The organism is Thiobacillus thioparus DSM 505 (genome assembly GCF_000373385.1).
GTDB classification, from domain to species: domain Bacteria; phylum Pseudomonadota; class Gammaproteobacteria; order Burkholderiales; family Thiobacillaceae; genus Thiobacillus; species Thiobacillus thioparus.
The window spans coordinates 1-18,789 of the sequence record NZ_KB891331.1 but is presented as its reverse complement, the minus strand read 5'-3'; the positions used below and the strand labels follow the sequence as shown (position 1 = coordinate 18,789).

Sequence of the window (18,789 nt, the reverse complement as noted above, 5' to 3'; positions counted from 1 at the left end):
ATGTGTCTCTAGCGGAAAATCAGAATAAGTATCCCAGCGGTAATGAAGGTCATCAGCACAGCCATGAATCCGTGCCAACGGTTGCGTGTCTGCTGTTGCCGCAGCATCAGGGCGAGGCCGGCTTCAAGCTGGGCCAGCCGGTTTTCATTCAGAGCGTGGTGCACCAGCCGCGGCAGTTGCGGCAGCAGCACCGCCCACTTCGGTGCCTCGGCTTGCAGGTTCTTCACCAGCGCACGCCAGCCCATCTGCTCGTTCATCCAGCGTTCCAGGAAGGGCTTGGCGGTTTTCCACAGGTCGAGTTCGGGGTCGAGCTGACGGCCGAGGCCCTCGATATTGAGCAGGGTTTTCTGCAGCAGCACCAGTTGCGGCTGGATTTCCACATTGAAGCGGCGCGAGGCCTGGAACAGCTGCAGCAGCACGCGGCCGAATGAAATGTCTTTCAACGGGCGGTCGAATACCGGCTCGCACACCGCGCGTACCGCCGCCTCGAGTTCGTCGATGCGGGTGTCGGGAGGTACCCAGCCGGACTCCAGGTGCGCCAGCGCCACGCCTTTGTAATCACGGCGGAAGAAGGCGAGGAAATTGCGCGCGAGATACTGCTTGTCGACCTCGGTGAGCGTGCCCATGATGCCGAAATCCAGTGCGATGTATTGCTCGGAATCCGGGCGCACCAGGATATTGCCGGGATGCATGTCGGCGTGGAAGAAGCCATCGCGAAACACCTGGGTGAAGAAGATTTCGACGCCGGTGGCGGCGAGTTTGGGGATGTCGACGCCGGATTCACGCAGGCGCCCGATCTGGCTCACCGGGATGCCGTCCATGCGGTCCATCACCATGACGTCGCGACCGCAGTAATCCCAGTACACCTCGGGCACCTTCAGCAGCGGCGAATCCTTGAAATTGCGCCGTAGCTGCGAGCAGTTGGCGGCTTCGCGCATCAGGTCGAGCTCATCGCCCAGATGTTTCTCGAATTCGCTGACGACTTCGCGCGGGCGCAGCCGCTTGCCGTCGGCGAACAGTTTCTCCACCAGGCCGGCGGCGGCATAGAGCAGCGAGACGTCGTGCGCGATCACGGGCGCGATGCCGGGGCGGAGTACCTTCACCGCGACGGCGGTACCGTCATGCAGGCGGGCGAAATGCACCTGCGCCACCGAGGCGGACGCGACCGGCGTGGCGTCGAATTCGGCGAACACGTCGGCCAGCGGTTTTTTATAGGTCGCCTCCAGGGCGGTAATGGCCTCGGCCGAAGGGAAAGGCGGTACTCGATCCTGTAGCTGGGCGAGTTCGTCGGCAATGTCGAGCGGCACCAGATCGCGTCGGGTAGAGAGCATCTGGCCGAATTTGACGAAGATCGGCCCCAGCGCCTCCAGCGCACGGCGCAGGCGCACGCCGCGCGGTTCGTTGAGCGGCCGCCAGAACAGGGTGACGCGCACCAGCCAGCGCAGCGGACGCACCCGCTCGTGGCCGAGAAAGAACTCTTCCAGCCCGTAGCGCAGGCCAATGGTGAGAATGCGGGCGAGGCGCAGCAGTTTCATGCGTCGCGCGTTTTCAGCCGCCGCAGCCGGGCATCCAGCCGTGCCGTGTCGTCGGCCAACACGTCGACCGCCTGGTTGAAGCGCGTGACGTCGACGCCCCGCGCCATCAGTTCGACTTCCTCGACCAGATATTCGCTCGCGTTGTGGCCCAATGCCGAGAAAGCACGGGCGATACCGGCGAGGGCGTCGCGTCCGATCGTGTTCAGTCTGTGTGCGGCAATGCCGCCGACCAACGGCGCCAGGTCGGCCTCGACATCCCAATCCAGTTGCTTGAAGACGCGGTCGAGCGTGGCGAGCAGGGCCGGGTCGCCGGTGTAGTCGGCGTCGCGCAGCGCATCGCGGCCGAAAAACGGCAGGCGGGCGATGAGCGCGGGGGTGGGGCGGATGACGGCGTCGGGGGTATCGACCACCGCTTCGGAAAAGCAGCCGTCGTCGGCGATACGGAAATCGAATTGCTTGAATGCCAGGTCGAAGCGCACGCTCGCACCGGCGTGCCTGACCAACGCCTCGGCCGTACCGGGCGACTGCCGCAACAGATGGTTGAGGCTGCGTTCGAAAAGGCTTTCAGCGATCAAACCTTGAAGCCTTTATGCAGTGCGACGACACCGGCAGTGAGGTTGTGATAGCTGACCTTGGCGAAACCGGCGGTCTCCATCATCGCCTTGAGTTCTTTCTGGCCGGGGTGCATGCGGATCGATTCGGCCAGGTACTGGTAGCTGCCGGCGTCCTTGGCGACCAGCTTGCCCATCAGCGGCAGCAGCTTGAAGGAATACAGGTCGTAGGCGGGTTCCAGCGGCTTCCATATCTTGGAAAATTCCAGCACCAGGAGGCGGCCGCCGGGTTTCAGTACGCGGTTCATCTCGGCCAGCGCCTGATCCTTGTGCGTCATGTTCCGCAGGCCGAAGGCGACCGATACGCAGTCGAAATAATCGTCGGGGAAGGGTAGCCGCTCGCCATCGCATTGAATGGCGGGTGGCGTCCTGCCCTCGTTGAGCATGCGGTCGCGGCCTTCGCGCAGCATCGAGAAGTTGATGTCGGTGAGCAGCACTTGGCCGGTGTCGCCGACTTCCTTCAGGAACAGCCGGGTGAGGTCGGCGGTGCCGCCGGCGACGTCGAGCACCTTCATGCCGGGCCGCAAGCCCGCCTGCGCCACGGCAAAGCGCTTCCATAGCCGGTGCAGGCCGGCCGACATGAGGTCGTTCATGACGTCGTATTGGGCGGCGACGGAATGGAAGACCTCGGCCACTTTGGCGGCTTTTTCGGATTCGGCGACCTGCTGGTAGCCGAAATGGGTGGTTTTATCCATGGCAGAGGGGGTGAGCGGAGTCAGCCAGGGATTCTACCAGCGCACAGGCTGGCGCGGATTCGGGCAGGCCCGCCCGGTGTCATAAATCAGTCATACTGCTGTCATAGTATGGCCACCATCAAAACAAGGCCGGAGACCCCATGGCTGCCAATATTTTGCTGGTCGAAGACGAACCTGGAATCCAGGAACTGCTGAAGTTCAACCTGGCGCAGGCCGGCCATCAGGTCACCGCCGCCGGCGATGCCGAGCATGCCCTGAAATTCCTCAAGAACACCTTGCCCGACGTCATCCTGCTCGACTGGATGCTGCCCGGCATGTCGGGCATCGACCTGTGCAAGCGCCTGCGCAGCGACGAACGCTACCAGCCGATTCCCATCATCATGCTGACTGCGCGCGGAGAAGAGCGCGACAAGGTGCTGGGGCTGGATACCGGCGCCGACGATTACATCACCAAGCCGTTCTCGCCGCGCGAACTGGTGTCGCGCATCAAGGCCGTGCTGCGCCGCCGTGCGCCGCAGATGACCGACGAACCGGTGGAGATCAACGGCCTGAAGCTCGATCCCACCAGCCACCGCGTGCAGGGCAAGGGCCAGGCGCTGGAACTGGGGCCGACCGAATTCCGCCTGCTGCACTTCTTCATGACGCACCCCGAGCGTGTCTACTCGCGTACCCAGTTGCTCGACCAGGTGTGGGGGGACGACGTGTTCGTGGAGGAACGTACGGTCGACGTCCACATCCGCCGCCTGCGCCTGGCGCTGGAGCCGTCCGGTCATTCCGAACTGATCCAGACCGTGCGCGGCTCGGGCTACCGCTTTTCGGCCGACGTGGGATAATCCGCCCATCGCGGTTTTCAAGCAGGCGAACATGGGTTTTTGGTGGCGTCCACTCAGTGTGCTGGCCGGCGTATTGCTGGTGGCGCTGATCTTGTGGGCCGGTTCCGGATGGGTGGCTGCGCTGGGATTCCTGGCCGGCGTCCAGGCCTTCGTGATGTTGCGCCGCCTGTGGCAGGAATTCCGCCTGGCGCGCTGGCTGGAAAATCCGGACGAAGTGGAGCCGCCCGACGCCACCGGCACCTGGGGCGACATTTTCTATCGCCTTCAAAAGCTCCAGAAACGTCAGAAAGCCAGCCGCGGCCAGCTCACCACCGCGCTCGAACAGTTCGAACACGCCGCGATGGCCGTGCCCGACGGCATGGTCATCCTCAACCGCAGCGAGCAGATCGAGTGGTGCAATCCCGCTTCCCGTACCTACATGGGGCTGGACTGTGAGCGCGACCGCGGCCAGTTCATCCGCTACCTGCTGCGGCAGGCGCAGTTCCTGGACTTTCTCGACGCTGCCGATTATTCGCGGCGCCTGGTCTGCAGATCGCCGGTCAATCGCGAGCTCACCCTGTCCCTGCAACTGGTGCCGTTCGGCGAGTCGCAAAAGCTGATGGTCGCCCGCGACATCACCGACCTCGAACGCGTCGATGCGATGCGCCGCGACTTCATCGCCAATGTCTCGCATGAACTGCGCACGCCCTTGACCGTGGTCGGCGGCTTTGTCGAGACCCTCGCCGATGCCCCCGATCTGCCTGCCGCCGAGAGCCGCCATTATTTTGACTTGATGCTGGACCATACCCGCCGCATGCAGCATCTGCTTGACGATCTACTGACCCTGTCGCGGCTGGAAAGCGCCGATCACACGCTCAAGGACGAACCCGTCAACGTACCCGAACTGGCGCAGGCCTTGAAGGCCGAGGCGGAATCGCTGAGCCGCGGGCGACATCGGGTCGGTCTGCAGTGCCAGAGCGAGGCCTGGTTGAAAGGCAGCCTGCAGGAAATCCGCAGCGCGCTCGGTAACCTGGTGTCGAATGCCGTGCGCTACACCCCGGAAGGCGGCGAAATCACCCTGGCTTGGCGCGAGCGCAACGGGGAGGGTGTTTTTTCAGTCATCGATACCGGCGAAGGCATCGCTGCCGAGCATATTCCCCGCCTGACCGAACGTTTCTATCGGGTGGACCGCAGCCGTTCGCGCGAAACCGGCGGCACCGGACTGGGGCTTGCCATCGTCAAGCATGTGCTGACCCGCCACGGTGCGCGCCTGGAGATCCAGTCCGTGCCCGGCAAGGGCAGCACCTTCTCGGCCGTTTTCCCTGCTCAGCGTCTTCAACTCCCCGGCGCAGAGAAAAGCGGCACGGTCATTCCGTTTCCCGAACGCGGGCAAGCCGTCGGCTGAGCGTGGTTCTTGGCGCTTTAGCGCCTTTAGAACCACGGCCTGCCCCTCGCGGGTGGTAGCGTGGTTCCTGGTGCTTCAGCGGTTTTGAGGCGGGACTACACCAGTGAGTTGAGCGCCGCGGCAAGCTGCGCATCCAGGTCGGCGGGTACCACGTGAGACGTTTCCCGCAGCTTCTCCCCCCATACCGGATTCGGGAAATGTGGATCGCCCGCAAAGCGCGGAATTACGTGCCAGTGCAGATGCGGCACCACGTTGCCGAGCGAGGCGAGATTGATCTTGTCGGGCCCCATCACGTCGCGGACGACCTGTTCGGTTTTGCACACCCACATCATCAAACGCGAGCGTTCTTCCGGCACCAGATCCGTCATTTCGCGGACGTGGCGGTTGAGGATCACGCGCAGGAAACCGGGATAATCCGGTTCGTCGGCCAGCACCACGCGGCAGAACTCATCCTGCCACAACACCCGCCCGCCCGGCGCATCGCATAAGGGACAATCAGACATGCGCGCTTCCTTGAAACAAGACGCCCCGCATGATGCGGGGCGGGACCAGGCTTGGCAAGTAGCCGCTCAGGAGCGGTGGCATGCCCGCCAGCCCACCAGCCCCAGCCCGGCCAGCAGCATGAACCATGCGCCGGGCTCGGGCACGGTGGTTACGTTGTAGGCGTTGCCGGAGGCAAAGCTGGCCGTTGCGCCCTCGGGCAGCGCGATGTTGACGAGGTTCGCGCTGTTGGAGAAGTCGAGGGTGGTGGCGCCAGTGCCGTCCTTGACTGGCGGTGTGCACGTATCTCCAATAGGGAAGGAACAAAAGGACTGCAATCCATCGCCTATCACTGATGCACCCAGGCCGCCAATCAGGTAGAACGCTTCACCGTAGGTGAAGTTGAGCGTGCCATGTAGGGTGATGTTGACGCTCTGTCCCGAACCGGGAGTGAGAACAAGGTCTGGGGTAGGGAATCCCATGCCCGCGTCGCCTCCAAGAGTCGGGCCGAGGGCGGGGATCCCTCCACTCGCGGGATCAGTGGGATAAGGCGTGCTGGAGAAAAGAATCGACGTGTCGTTGTAGGGCGAAACGCCGAGCCAGTAAGTGGCAATCGGATTGACCGCATCCATTGGCCAAGGCGATGGGTTGATACTGAAATACTGAAGACTACTGGTGAGCTGGCTTGGGTGCACGCTGCTGGTTCCCAGCGTGTAGCTGAGTCCGCCCGCCATTGCACCGACATCGACCGTACCACTCAATTGCACCGTGAAGTTCGCAGTGCCCGTGCCGCTGCCGCCGGTGATCGTGACCTGGTCGTACCAGCCCGAGAAACTCCCTGCGCTGAGCACATTAGCGGGCATGGTGCTGGCGCTCGCATAGGCGTGGTTGCTACCCATGTTCGTGCTGGCCGAAGCCGTATATCCCGAGCCATTAATTTGCGCAGTTGCCCCTAGCGTCGTCGTGGTGTCCAGTAGCTGCGTATACGTTGGATCGCTACCGACAAGATTCGTGCCGAAATCCGCAGCGGCCGAATAGGTTTCGTAAGTGGGCAAATCGGTTGCCCAAGCAGGTGTGACGCCGACCATGAGTGTGGCAGCAAGCGTCGTCAGACGGACGTGCATGATTTTCCTCTCCCCTAAGACCAAGTATTTGATTTAACAGCTTGTTATATCTGGTCTCCGCAGGCCGGACGATAGCATGGCGGGTTTTCCGGGGCAATCGCGCCCCGGATTTTCCGGTCGAACTGGAGGTTTACAACAGCACGCGCTCGATCCCCCCATTCCCGACGCGGGTGAGGTAGTTCGTCATCCAGTTCTCGCCCAGTAGTTTTTTCGCCAGTTCGATCACGATGTAATCCGGCTCGGTATTCGTGTCGTCGCTGTAGCGTGCCAGTCCTTGTAGGCACGACGGGCAGCTGGTCAGGAGCTTGACCGGCTGGTTGCCGGTGGCCAGTGCGGCGACCCCGGCGCGGATTTCCTCTTCCTTGCGGAAGCGGATCTGGGTGGAGATGTCCGGCCGGCTGACGGCGAGCGTGCCGGATTCGCCGCAGCAGCGATCGGACAGGTGCACGCCGCCGCCCAATAGCGCGTTGGCGACTTTCATCGGCGCGTGGGTTTTCATCGGCGTGTGGCAGGGGTCGTGGAAGAGGTATTTCTCGCCGCTTACGTTGTCGAGCTTGACGCCTTTTTCCATCAGGTATTCGTGGATGTCGAGCAGCCGGCAGCCGGGGAAGATCTTCTCGAATTCGTATTTCAGGAGCTGGTCCATGCAGGTGCCGCACGACACGAGCACGGTCTTGATGTCGAGGTAATTGAGCGTGTTGGCGACGCGGTGGAACAGCACGCGGTTGGCCGCGGTGATCGCTTCGCCCTTGTCGGCCTGGCCGCCCGCGGTCTGCGGATAGCCGCAGCACAGGTAGCCGGGCGGCAGCACGGTCTGGGCGCCGAGCTCGAACAACATGGCCTGGGTAGCGAGCCCCACCTGCGAGAACAGGCGTTCCGAACCGCAGCCGGGAAAATAGAAGACTGCGTCGGAATCGTCGGACAGCTTGGCCGGATTGCGCAGGATGGGGACGATGGACGGGTCTTCCAGGCCCAGCAGCGCGCGCGAAGTCTTCTTCGGCAGCCCGCCCGGCATCGGCTTGTTGACCAGATGGATCACCTGCGCGACGAGCTTCGGCCGGCCCAGCGTGGCGGGCGGATGTTGGGTCTGCGCCTGGATCAGGCCCATGCGCTTGAACAGCTGGTTGCCCAGGCGCTGGCTGGCGTAGCCCCATTCGATCAGCGGCTTTCTCAGCGCCTTGATGGTGGCGGGATCCGTCGCGTTGAGGAAGGCCATCGACGCCCAGGTGCCGGGATTGAATTTCTTCTTGCCCTGCTTGCGCAGCATGTTGCGCATGGCGATCGATACGTCACCGAAGTCGATGTCGACCGGACAGGGATTCTTGCACTTGTGGCAGATGGTGCAGTGGTCGGCGACGTCGCCAAATTCGTCGAAGTGCTTCAGGGATACGCCGCGCCGGGTCTGTTCCTCGTACAGGAAGGCCTCGATCAGCAACGAGGTGGCGAGGATCTTGTTGCGCGGGCTGTACAGAAGATTGGCGCGCGGGATATGGGTGTTGCACACGGGCTTGCACTTGCCGCAGCGCAGGCAATCCTTGATCGAGTCGGCGATGGCTCCGGTCTCGGAGGCTTCGAGAATGATCGATTCGGCTTCCAGCAGGCTGAATGAAGGCGTGTAGGCATTGCGCAGATCTGCGCCGGGCAGCAGCTTGCCTTTATTGAAATGGTGCTCGGGATCGACTTTCTTCTTGTATTCGGCAAAGGTCGCGATGGTCGCAGCGTCGAGAAACTCCAGCTTGGTCAACCCGATACCGTGTTCGCCGGAAATCACCCCGCCGAGATCGGTCGCCAGCGCCATGATGCGTGCCACTGCGGCGTTGGCCGCCTGCAGCATGGCGTAATCGTCGGAGTTGACCGGGATGTTGGTGTGCACGTTGCCGTCGCCGGCGTGCATGTGCAATGCCACGAACACGCGGCTTTTCAATACTGCCTTGTGGATGCGGTCGCAGGATTCGAGCACCTTGGTGTATTCGCGGCCGATGAAGAGCTGATGCAGTTCGCGCTTCACCTCGCGCTTCCATGACACGCGAATATGCTTGTCGCGCAGGGCGGTGAACACGGTGCCGCTCTCGTGCGGCGCATCGAGATCGGCCAGATAGCCTGCCCAGCGGGCATGCACGGCAGCGATGAGATTGCGTGCCTGGACCTGTTTTTCTTCCACCTGCACCGGATCGGCGACGGTATCGTCGTCCTCCAGCAGTGGCAGTGGCGCCGCGAAGAACTCGGACAAGGCGTCGAGCAGCTTCAGTTTGTTGGCGATCGACAGCTCAATGTTGATGTGTTCGATGCCGTCGGTGTAGTCGCCCAGACGGGGGAGCGGGATCACCACGTCCTCGTTGATCTTGAATGCGTTGGTATGCGCCGCGATGGCTGCGGTGCGGGCGCGGTCGAGCCAGAATTTCTTGCGTGTTTCCGCGGACACCGCGATGAAGCCTTCGCCGCCGCGCGCATTGGCGAGCTGGACGATTTTCGAGGCGGCTTCGCCGACCGCGACTTCGTTGTCCGACACCACGTCGATCAGCAGCACCATGTTAGGCCGCGTGGCGCGAGGCGCCTTGGTCGCGTAGCCGACCGCTTTCACGTAGCGCGCGTCGAGGTGTTCCAGCCCGGCAAGCAGGATATCCGGATGGCCATCGCAGTAATCCTTGATTTCGACGATTGCCGGGGTGGCGTCGCGTGCCGTGCCGAAGAACTCCAGGCACACGGTGCGGGTGTGCGCGGGCAGCCGGTGCAGGATGAAGCGTGCCGAGGTGATGAGGCCGTCGCAGCCTTCCTTCTGGATGCCGGGCAGGCCGGCGAGGAATTTGTCGGTGACGTCCTTGCCCAGCCCGGTCTTGCGGAAGCGGCTGCCGGGGATGGTGAGGATCTCCGGTGAGCCTTTCGGCGTCTTGCCATCGGCGGCGAAATGGCGGATCTCGAAGGTTGCCGAGGGCGCGTCGTGGATCTTGCCGAGGTTGTGGTTAAGCCGGCTCACCTCGATCCAGCTTGCGTCGGGCGTGACCATCTTCCACGACACCAGATTGTCCAGCGCGGTCCCCCACAGCACGGCCTTCTTGCCACCCGCGTTCATCGACACGTTGCCGCCAATGGTCGAGGCATCGGCCGACGTGGGGTCGACCGCGAACACCAGGCCGGCGGCGTCGGCCGCTTCCATCACCCGCTTGGTCACGACGCCGGCGCCGCAATGAATGGTGGGCACTTCGAATTCGCAGCTGGGCAGATGCTGCAGTTCCACCACGCTCATCGTTTCGAGCTTTTCGGTATTGACGACCGCGGCGTGTTCGGTGAGCGGCACCGCGCCGCCGGTGTAGCCGGTGCCGCCGCCGCGCGGAATGATGGTCAAGCCCAGCTCGATCAGCCCGGCCACGAGGCCGGCCATCTCGGCTTCGGTGTCCGGCGTCAACACTACGAAAGGGTATTCCACGCGCCAGTCGGTCGCGTCGGTGACATGCGAGACGCGTGCCAGGCCATCGAACGCGATGTTGTCGCGCCGGGTCACGCCGGCCAGACGGCGCTGGATACGCGCGCGCAGACTGGCCGTGTCGGCGAACCAGGCCTCGAATTCGCGCACCGCGCGCTCCGCCGCCGCCAGCAGTTGTCCCACCAGCTCGTTGCCCTGACGCCGCACTTCGATTTCGTGCAGGCGATGGCGCAATGCGTCGATCAGCATCTGCCGCCGCTTGGGGTTGTCGAGCAGGTCGTCTTCCAGATAGGGATTGCGCCGAACCACCCAGATATCGCCCAGCACCTCGAACAACATGCGGGCCGAACGCCCTGTCTTGCGTTCGCCACGCAGCGTGTTGAGTACGCCCCATGCTTCGGTGCCGAGCAGGCGGATGACGATTTCGCGGTCTGAAAACGAGGTGTAGTTGTAGGGGATTTCGCGCAGGCGTGCGGTCATGCTGGATTGGACTCGGGCATCGCCGGGGCGGAGCCGAATCGATCTGCTTCAAAGCCGGTATTTTACGGGATATGGATGGGTTCGGGCAGACCGGGGGCGGGCGGGCCGCGTCATCCTTACCTACATCGGGGACTTCATCTTTCGTTGGGCAAGCCGATTACCGAATAAGGAAAAAAGATTCGGTCGCCTGGCCTCATAGAGGAGATTGACTTGCAGTTTGGTTTGGGCATCAAGCTCATGGGCTATGTCATGGTTGGCGTACTGGTCACGTCGGCCGTCATCGGCGTGATTCGCGTCCAGAGCGAACGCACTTCGCTCAGCGAACTGATCGGCAAGGCGGGTCAAAGCGTCGCCAATGCCACCGCCTCCGGGGCCGCCTCCCTGATAGCCGGGTACGATTATGGCAATCTGGAAATGCTCGCCGCCAACGTTGCCCGGCAAGACAATGTGATCCGCGTCATCATCCGCAACCGGGATGGGCGCATCATGGCCCAGTCCGAGGTAGACGATGCTCGGACCCACCAGCGTTTCGAAGCCCCTGTCGTATTCAACGGCCAGACCATTGGCGCCGTGACTGTCAATATTTCGACCGATGCACTGGAACGAGCGCTGGCTGCGCTCTATTGGCGTGTGTTTGTCGAACAAGCCGTTTTTGGCGCGATACTCGGGCTGATCGTTTATTTGTTTACCGCACGCGGCATTGTTTCTCCGATCCGCAAGCTGACGACGGCCATGGAAGAGGCGACGGAAAAAGGCGATTCGTACGTCGCCCGTTACTTGGAGGTCAAAAGCGGCGACGAGATCGGCCGGCTGGTGTTGGTGTTCAATACTTTGAACACGTCCCTTGCCAGTTACCACGACAAGTTGCAAAGCAAGATCGATTTTGCGAACCAGGAGCTGCGGGACAAGAACATCCAGTTGGGCGGGCGCACCCGCGAGCTCGAGCATGCGCTCGACTTGCTCAGCGCCATGGCCACGACCGACTGGCTGACCGAATTGCCGAATCGCCGCAAGTTCGATGAAACCCTGTCGCGGATGTTCCATCAATCCGAACGTTATGCGGAAGACATCGCCCTGGTGTTGTTCGACATCGATCATTTCAAGCTGATCAACGACAGCCATGGCCACGGCGCCGGAGATGAGGTCCTCCGCGAAATCGGCACCCTCATGCGTTTGCACGTCCGTAAGTCCGATCTGCCCGCGCGCCTCGGAGGAGACGAGTTCGGCATCGTTTTGTATCACACCAACGCGGAGCAGGCTGGAATGTTCGTCGAGATTCTGCTGGCAGGTGTCCGTGCGCACTGCTTTCACTACGAAGACAAGCGGCTGAGCATCAGCCTGAGCGTCGGGATTGCCCAATGCGACGATTCCATGAAAACGCCGCAAGCCCTCTACTATGCGGCCGACAAGGCCCTTTACCAGGCGAAGCACAGCGGACGGGACTGCTACAGCGTGTATCGCGATGCCGACGCACCACCTTTACACGGAAAAGAATCAGCATGAAACCAAAACAGGTCGCTGCGCAGGCCGTACTGGTCACGCTTCTGATAGGTGCGATGCTTCCCTTTGCCTGGGCTGCGCCGAAACAGCATACGCCGGGCGGCCAGGTAACCATGGGCTCGGTGGCCATGGACATTCCGGTCGAGATGATCAAGCGCATGAGCGCGCTGACAAACTATCTAGCACTAAGCACCGATCTCAATATCCGCTTCCGGCCATCGCCCAACCTGGGATCTGCCGTGGAAGACCTGGGCACGGGTCAGACGCAGATCGCCTATCTCACGCCGGTAGCCTACATCGAGGCGCGCAAGAAATACGGAGTGGTCCCGCTGGTTACGCCCACCAACCAGGGGCGCCCGTATTTTTCCCTGGTCATCGGAGTGAAAGCCGGGTCAGGCCTCCACGTTCCAGCCGAACTCAAGGGCAAGCGCTTTGCCTTTGGCGATGAGAAGGCCTTGTTGCAAAGGGCGTCAGTCGAGTCGATGGGTGTGAAACTGACGGACTTCTCGCACTTCGCCTATCTCAGGCATTACGACAATATCGCCAAGGCCGTACTGGCCGGGGATTTTGACGGCGGCATCCTGAAAGACTCCGTCGCCGACGATTTCAAGAACAAGGGCATCGTCGTGATCGGCAGGACACCTCCCCTGCCGTCCTATATTTTTGCCGTACACCCGGGCATGCCTGTGGCCGTGCGCAACAAGCTGCGAGATGCCTTGTTGGCACTTAAAAAGACCTCTCCCGATGGGAGCGCCACGCTGGAAGCATTCGACAGTGTCTACGATGGCTTCGCTGTCGTCGACGACCAGGCTTACGATCCGGTGCGCAAGCTGATCCAGCCCTATCAATAGGCAGGGCGGGTTACCGGAACAGGCGCCGGGCAACCGTCAAGCCACTCAGGACCATCCCTCCGGCCACGATACCGGCCAGCGCATTGACCAGCAGCGGTGTAATTGCAGCCAATCCGCTTCCGAAGGCCGGTACGGCGTGCGCAGCCTGGGCGACGGCGGGCATGAGGCCGTGCGTGCCTGGCAGGCCGTGGATCAGGATGCCGCCGCCGACGAGGAACATCGCCGCCGTACCGAGCACGGAAAGACTTTTCATCAGATAGGGTGCGACGCGCAGAATGCCGCGTCCGATGCTGCGCTGCATGCCGGCGAGGCCATTGCCGCTTCGTCGGCTGAGGTAGAGCCCGGCATCGTCGAGCTTGACGATGCCGGCCACCAACCCGTATACCCCGATGGTCATCAGGATGGCGATGCCGGCAAGCACGGCAACCTGGGTGCCGAACGACGCGGCGGCCACGGTGCCCAGAGTGATGACGATGATTTCGGCAGACAGGATGAAATCGGTCCGTATGGCACCTTTGATCTTGTCGCGCTCGAACTCGGCCAGGTCGACGGCCGGATTGGCCAGCGCCTGTGCGAGTTCGGTTTTGTGCGTGTCGTCCTCGCCGCGGCTGTGCAGGAATTTGTGCGCCAGCTTCTCGAAGCCTTCGTAGCATAGAAAGGCCCCGCCCAGCATCAGGAGCGGGGTGATGGCCCACGGCGCCAGGGCGCTGATGGCGAGCGCTGCCGGCACCAGGATGAGCTTGTTTCTGAGCGAACCCCTGAATACTGCCCACACGACCGGAAGCTCGCGTTCGGCGCGTACCCCGGATACCTGCTCCGCATTCAGTGCCAAGTCGTCGCCGAGCACGCCGGTGGTTTTCTTGGCGGCGACCTTGGTCAGCAGCGCCACATCGTCAAGTAGCGTGGCGATGTCGTCGATGAGGGCAAGCAGACTGGTTCCAGCCATGAGGGCGCCTCAGTCGCCCAACTGGATGGTTCCGGCCTTTTCGGCCGCGGCAAAATCCAGCATTTTCTGGATCGACTGCCGGGCGCGGGCGCGGATGGATTCCTCGATATGGATTTCGTTGCCGCCTGTTTCCAGGACGTCGGCGAGTTTCCGCAGGCCGTTCATCGCCATCCAGGGGCAGTGCGCACACGAGGTGCAGGTCGCGCCTTCCCCGGCGGTCGGCGCTTCCAGGAGGACCTTGCCCGGGGCGGCGGCGTGCATCTTGTGGAAGATGCCGTTGTCGGTGGCGACGATGAATTCCGGGTTGGGCAGGGTGCGCACCGCCTCGATCAGCTGGGTGGTCGAACCGACCACGTCGGCCAGCGCAATCACGGATTCGGGCGACTCGGGGTGCACCAGCACCGCGGCGTCGGGGTGCGCCGCCCGCAACTGCTTCAACGCTTCGGCCTTGAACGCCTCGTGCACGACGCACGAGCCCTGCCACAGCAGCATGTCGGCGCCGCTGATACGCCGCACGTAGTCGCCCAGGTGGCGGTCCGGCGCCCACAACAGCTTGTGGCCCTGCTGATGCAGGTATTTGACGATCTTGGCAGCGATGCCGGACGTGACGACCCAGTCGGCGCGCGCTTTCACGGCTGCGCTGGTGTTAGCGTAGACGACCGATATCCGGTCGGGATGGGCGTCGCAAAAAGCGGCGAATTCGTCTGCCGGGCAGGCGAGGTCGAGCGAACAGTCGGCCCCCAGGTCAGGCATGATGACGCGCTTTTCCGGGTTGAGGATCTTGGCGGTTTCGCCCATGAACTTGACCCCGGCGACGATCAGCGTTTTTGCCGGATGGGCGTGGCCGAAGCGCGCCATTTCCAGCGAGTCGGACACGCAGCCCCCGGTTTCCTCGGCCAGATCCTGCAGGTCGGCCGAGGTGTAGTAGTGTGCGACCAGCACCGCATCCTGCTGCTTCATCAGCGTCTTGATGCGGGATTTAAGCGTGTCGCGTTCCTCGGTGCCAAGGATTTCTTCCACCATGGGCGGGGGCTGGATCACGGGTTTGACCGGGACAGGGAAAACGGAACTCATCGGGGCGACTCGGACATCAGGAGTGGAAGCGTCAAGTATAGCCGCGCGCGCGCGGCGTTTTCACATGGCAGCCTCCGGGTTTTTCTGGAGCAGGCCGGGGCTTATGCCTTATCCTTGCGTCCCATGCAGCAACTGCTCCTGGATATCCGGCCGCCCGCCCAACCCGAACTCGCCCGTTTCGTGGTGGGGCGCAACGTCGAGCTGATGGCGCAATTGCAGATCATGCTGGAGGGGACTGCGGCCGAACGCATGGTCTATATATGGGGCGCGCCAGGCAGCGGCAAGAGCTATCTGCTGGCAGCCTGGGCGCATGCCTGCCGGGCACACGGGATGACGGTGGAGTTCAGCGGGCAGCAGGCTGCGCAGGCCGTGATCGCGGATCAGGTGGAGGGCTGGAACGATGCGCAGCAGCATGCCGGATTCGCCGCGTTCAACCGCGTTCGTGAAGCGGGCGGTCTGTGGCTGGCGGCGGGAAATGTGGCGCCGGCCGAACTGCCGGTGATGCCGGAACTACAGACTCGTCTGGGTTGGGGCCTGGTATTCCAGTTGCATGGCCTGGACGATGCCGAAAAACGCGCCGCCTTGAGCCAGCATGCCGAAACCTTGGGGTTTCGGCTCGAACCCCAAGTGGCCGACTATCTGTTGAATCACACCGCTCGGGATATGCAGAGTCTGCTGCGGATGCTGGAGGCGCTCGACCGGTTCAGCCTTGAGGCGCGTCGCCCGATCACGCTGCCGCTGCTGCGGCAGTTGCTTTTGAATCAGGCCTGACTCTGGTTCTGTGCTTGTTGCTCGGCGATGTCCTTGTGAACCTGCGCCATATCCAGTCCCATTACTTGTTCGATCAGCGAGTCCAGCGCGTTGGCGGGCAGTGAGCCGGCTTCGGAATAGAGAATGACCTGCTCGCGAAACACCATCAGCGTGGGGATGGAGCGGATCTGGAAGTAGCCGGCCAGCTCTTGCTCGACCTCGGTATTGACCTTGGCGAACACGATATTGGCGTGCTTGTCGGACGCGGCTTCGAAAATCGGGGCAAATCCACGGCAGGGGCCGCACCAGGGGGCCCAGAAGTCGACGACGACGACGTCATTGCCGTTGATGGTGGATTCGAAGTTGTCCTGGGTGAGTTCGATGACGGCCATGCTGATTCCCGCAATGTTGTAATTGAAGACACCCGACAGGGGTCTGGAAATAAAAAGGCGCGAGGACGAACCTTCGCGCCTAGTGCCACCCTATCACGGATGGTGGACCTCCGACAATGCGGAGGCGGCTTATCGGGCGGTGGGCTGATCAACCCTCTGCCCCGGTCCAGTCGAAGCCGACTGGCCTGAATCTATTTGGCAAAAGCCTGGTTGAACAGGCTGCGCTTATGCTCGGCGGGCTGCGAGCTCCGCACCATGTTCTGGCTATGCTTCAGATTGCCGCGCACTTCCGCGCGGTTCACTGCCATGATCAGTTCGGTGGCCAGCACCCGGGCTTGATGCGGGGTGAGGTTGAGTTCGCACCCGTGCGCCTCCAGGGTCACGACGACACGGTCACGGCCATGCGCATCTTCCTTCAAGGCGATGTCCAGCGCGTTGCCGGGTTCCAGTTCAATCATTTCTATCTCTCCTGTCTTTCCTGTACAAGGACTTCAGCAGGGTTCATGCCAATCTCCCGTGTTGTCTGATGGCGCTGGAAACCGCATTAAACCAAGGGGGTTTGACGGCTTGATGAAGCCTGGGCGGTACCGCGCTGACGAAGCTTCGTCAGCGCGGTACGCGATTCGTCATTCCAGGCGTGCCTTGGAGGAAGGGAGCAGTGGCTTTCGGGAATGGGTGGGCCATGCGAAACAAACGCGGCATGACGGAGTCAACCGTGCAATGGACTGTAAGGATGCCCGGCCTGTTCCGACTGTCAGAGTAGCTCCCTTTTATATTGATAGGACCCCGTCATGCCCCTGCGCCCATCCTGCGATATTCTTCCGTCCGAAATCACGCCGCCCGAAATATACCGGGAACGCCGCCGCTTCATGCTGGGCATGGGTGTGTTGGCAGCGAGTGCCACCCTGGGAGTCGCCCCCGATGTACAGGCCGGCACCAGACTGGCGGGTGTGCGGAGCAGCGCCTACACGCTGGGCGACGAGAAAACCCCTTACAAGGCGGTCACGACCTACAACAACTTCTATGAATTCGGCACCGGCAAGAGCGACCCGGCCGACAATGCCGGCAGCCTGATAACGCGTCCGTGGACGGTGACGGTCGAGGGCGAGGTGGGCAAACCGGGCGTTTACGACATCGATTCGCTGTTGAAACTGGCGCCATTGGAGGAGCGCATCTACCGGATGCGTTGTGTGGAGGGGTGGTCGATGGTGATCCCATGGGTGGGGTTTCCCTTGAGCGAGCTCATTCGCCGTGCTGCGCCGACCGGCAAGGCAAAATACGTCGAATTCGTCAGCCTGAACGACCCCAGGCAGATGCCGGGGCAGCGTTCGGGTGTGCTGGACTGGCCGTATGTCGAAGGCTTGCGGCTGGATGAGGCGATGCACCCGCTGGCGATACTGGCTGTCGGGCTCTATGGCGAAGTGCTGCCCAATCAGAATGGTGCGCCGATCCGGCTGGTGGTGCCGTGGAAGTACGGGTTCAAGAGCGCCAAGTCCATCGTCAGGATCCGTTTCGTCGAGAAACAGCCGCTGACGGCATGGATGCGCGCGGCGCCGCAGGAGTATGGCTTTTATTCCAATGTGAATCCGCAGGTCGACCATCCCCGCTGGAGCCAGGCAAAGGAGCGCCGTATCGGCGAATTCCTGAAACGCGACACGCTGATGTTCAATGGCTACGGTGCCCAGGTTGCGCAACTGTATCGCGGCATGGATCTGCAGAGGTTATTCTGATGGGCGCGATCCTGCGCAATCCGAAGTTTTGGCTGTTTGCCGTCTGCCTGCTGCCTCTGGCGCGGTTGTTCGTGCTCGGTTTCACTGACGAACTGGGGGCGAATCCGATCGAGTTCATCACTCATTCAACCGGTACCTGGACGCTGGTCGGGCTGCTGGCGACGCTGTCTGTCACCCCTTTGCGGCGGCTGACCGGACGGGCCGACCTCATCCGCTATCGTCGCATGCTGGGCTTGTTCGCCTTTTTTTATGCCATGCTGCATTTCATGACTTATCTATGGCTGGATCAGTTCTTCGATCTGGCGGGTATCGCAAAGGATATCGTCAAACGCCCCTTCATTACGGTCGGCTTTGCCGCCTGCGCGCTGCTCATCCCGCTCGCCGCCACCTCGACCCACGCCATGATGCGTCGTCTGGGCCGCCGCTGGCAGCAGTTGCACCGCCTGGTCTATCTGATCGCTTCGCTGGGAGTGATCCACTACCTGTGGCTGGTGAAGAAAGACCTGACGCAACCCCTGATATTCGGTACGGCGCTGATCCTGTTGCTGGCCATGCGCTTGCCATGGGGCCAGAATGCGCTGCATGCAGTGCGGAACCGGCTGGTATTGGCTAGATGAGACACGAGGCCTGACGCGAGAAGTCGCCGGCAGGGGCCGTACATGAACCAAGGGCGGACTCGCGCGGCATTCAAATAAAAAAACGGGGGACACGCCCCCGTTTCAGATTGGGCAGTGCCCGACCTGTTAGAGCCCGAAAGGCTTGATGACCGGTACCGCCGGTGCGGGGGCAGGCGCAGGAGCCGGCGCGGGTTTGGCGGCAGGTGCCGCTTTCTTCGCTACAGGCTTCTTGGCCGGTGCCGCTTTTTTGGCTGCCGGTTTGGCAGCAGATTTTTTGGCTGCCGGCTTGGCGGCGGCTTTCTTGGCTACGGGCTTGGCTGCCGGTTTTTTGGCGGCGACTTTTTTAGCCGGTGCTGCCTTTTTGGC

At 62.3% G+C, this 18,789-nt stretch carries 18 protein-coding genes; 8 read left to right on the top strand and 10 right to left on the bottom strand.

The features are described 5' to 3' along the window. Positions 1-8: 8 nt before the first annotated feature. The 3 genes from ubiB to ubiE are packed head-to-tail and all read right to left on the bottom strand — an operon-like array spanning position 9 to position 2,841. The gene (gene ubiB / locus B058_RS0113680) at positions 9-1,535 is read right to left on the bottom strand and encodes a ubiquinone biosynthesis regulatory protein kinase UbiB (protein ID WP_018509057.1); all 1,527 of its coding nucleotides are present in this window, start codon (positions 1,533-1,535) and stop codon (positions 9-11) included. Then, positions 1,532-2,110, bottom strand: a complete 579-nt coding sequence (locus B058_RS0113675) for a ubiquinone biosynthesis accessory factor UbiJ (RefSeq protein WP_018509056.1) — start codon at positions 2,108-2,110, stop codon at positions 1,532-1,534. The genes ubiB and B058_RS0113675 overlap by 4 nt, the downstream gene beginning before the upstream one ends. Continuing rightward, entirely contained in the window at positions 2,107-2,841 is a 735-nt protein-coding gene (gene ubiE, locus B058_RS0113670) for a bifunctional demethylmenaquinone methyltransferase/2-methoxy-6-polyprenyl-1,4-benzoquinol methylase UbiE (RefSeq protein WP_018509055.1), read from the bottom strand. Before ubiE ends, B058_RS0113675 begins: the two co-directional genes overlap by 4 nt. Before the next feature lie 140 nt (positions 2,842-2,981). Here ubiE and phoB point away from each other — a divergent pair, with 140 nt between their 5' ends. Continuing rightward, positions 2,982-3,674 carry a phosphate regulon transcriptional regulator PhoB gene (gene phoB, locus B058_RS0113665; protein ID WP_018509054.1) on the top strand — a complete coding sequence of 231 codons (693 nt, stop codon included), beginning with the start codon at positions 2,982-2,984 and terminating at the stop codon, positions 3,672-3,674. A 31-nt stretch (positions 3,675-3,705) separates the two neighbouring features. Further along, entirely contained in the window at positions 3,706-5,058 is a 1,353-nt protein-coding gene (gene phoR / locus B058_RS0113660; protein ID WP_026240930.1) for a phosphate regulon sensor histidine kinase PhoR, read from the top strand. Positions 5,059-5,153: 95 nt separating this feature from the next. Here the strand turns inward: phoR and B058_RS0113655 are convergent, their stop codons facing one another. The 3 genes from B058_RS0113655 to B058_RS0113645 form a co-directional block, all read right to left on the bottom strand. Next, positions 5,154-5,561 (bottom strand): HIT family protein, encoded by a 408-nt coding sequence (locus tag B058_RS0113655; RefSeq protein ID WP_018509052.1) that lies wholly within the window; start codon positions 5,559-5,561, stop codon positions 5,154-5,156. A 66-nt stretch (positions 5,562-5,627) separates the two neighbouring features. After that, positions 5,628-6,662: a PEP-CTERM sorting domain-containing protein gene (locus tag B058_RS0113650; RefSeq protein WP_018509051.1), complete on the bottom strand. Its 1,035-nt coding sequence runs from the start codon at positions 6,660-6,662 to the stop codon at positions 5,628-5,630. A gap of 130 nt (positions 6,663-6,792) precedes the next feature. Further along, entirely contained in the window at positions 6,793-10,563 is a 3,771-nt protein-coding gene (locus tag B058_RS0113645) for a DUF3683 domain-containing protein (RefSeq protein ID WP_018509050.1), read from the bottom strand. Between the two features lie 210 nt (positions 10,564-10,773). Between B058_RS0113645 and B058_RS0113640 the strand changes: the two genes are divergently transcribed. Together B058_RS0113640 and B058_RS0113635 are read left to right on the top strand one after the other, a co-directional pair. After that, positions 10,774-12,066: a sensor domain-containing diguanylate cyclase gene (locus B058_RS0113640; protein ID WP_018509049.1), complete on the top strand. Its 1,293-nt coding sequence runs from the start codon at positions 10,774-10,776 to the stop codon at positions 12,064-12,066. After that, positions 12,063-12,914 (top strand): PhnD/SsuA/transferrin family substrate-binding protein, encoded by an 852-nt coding sequence (locus B058_RS0113635; RefSeq protein WP_018509048.1) that lies wholly within the window; start codon positions 12,063-12,065, stop codon positions 12,912-12,914. Before B058_RS0113640 ends, B058_RS0113635 begins: the two co-directional genes overlap by 4 nt. Positions 12,915-12,924: 10 nt before the next feature. Here B058_RS0113635 and B058_RS0113630 read toward each other — a convergent pair whose 3' ends face one another. Both B058_RS0113630 and nadA read right to left on the bottom strand, forming a co-directional pair. Then, positions 12,925-13,860 carry a DUF808 domain-containing protein gene (locus tag B058_RS0113630; protein WP_018509047.1) on the bottom strand — a complete coding sequence of 312 codons (936 nt, stop codon included), beginning with the start codon at positions 13,858-13,860 and terminating at the stop codon, positions 12,925-12,927. 9 nt (positions 13,861-13,869) lie between these two features. Beyond that, positions 13,870-14,934, bottom strand: a complete 1,065-nt coding sequence (nadA, locus tag B058_RS0113625; protein ID WP_018509046.1) for a quinolinate synthase NadA — start codon at positions 14,932-14,934, stop codon at positions 13,870-13,872. A 123-nt stretch (positions 14,935-15,057) separates the two neighbouring features. Here nadA and hda point away from each other — a divergent pair, with 123 nt between their 5' ends. After that, entirely contained in the window at positions 15,058-15,705 is a 648-nt protein-coding gene (gene hda, locus B058_RS0113620) for a DnaA regulatory inactivator Hda (RefSeq protein WP_018509045.1), read from the top strand. On the opposite strand, the gene trxA is transcribed toward hda, so the two are convergent. Together trxA and B058_RS0113610 are read right to left on the bottom strand one after the other, a co-directional pair. After that, positions 15,696-16,076, bottom strand: a complete 381-nt coding sequence (gene trxA / locus B058_RS0113615) for a thioredoxin (protein ID WP_018509044.1) — start codon at positions 16,074-16,076, stop codon at positions 15,696-15,698. The two genes, hda and trxA, sit on opposite strands and share 10 nt — an antisense overlap. Positions 16,077-16,267: 191 nt before the next feature. Further along, entirely contained in the window at positions 16,268-16,534 is a 267-nt protein-coding gene (locus B058_RS0113610; RefSeq protein ID WP_018509043.1) for a hypothetical protein, read from the bottom strand. A gap of 333 nt (positions 16,535-16,867) precedes the next feature. Between B058_RS0113610 and msrP the strand changes: the two genes are divergently transcribed. The 3 genes from msrP to B058_RS18195 form a co-directional block, all read left to right on the top strand. Beyond that, positions 16,868-17,806, top strand: a complete 939-nt coding sequence (gene msrP, locus B058_RS0113605; protein WP_018509042.1) for a protein-methionine-sulfoxide reductase catalytic subunit MsrP — start codon at positions 16,868-16,870, stop codon at positions 17,804-17,806. Beyond that, entirely contained in the window at positions 17,806-18,423 is a 618-nt protein-coding gene (locus tag B058_RS0113600) for a protein-methionine-sulfoxide reductase heme-binding subunit MsrQ (protein WP_018509041.1), read from the top strand. Before msrP ends, B058_RS0113600 begins: the two co-directional genes overlap by 1 nt. Positions 18,424-18,568: 145 nt before the next feature. After that, positions 18,569-18,789, top strand: a 221-nt coding sequence (locus B058_RS18195) for a hypothetical protein (RefSeq protein ID WP_211208703.1), incomplete at its 3' end; no start/stop codon positions are given.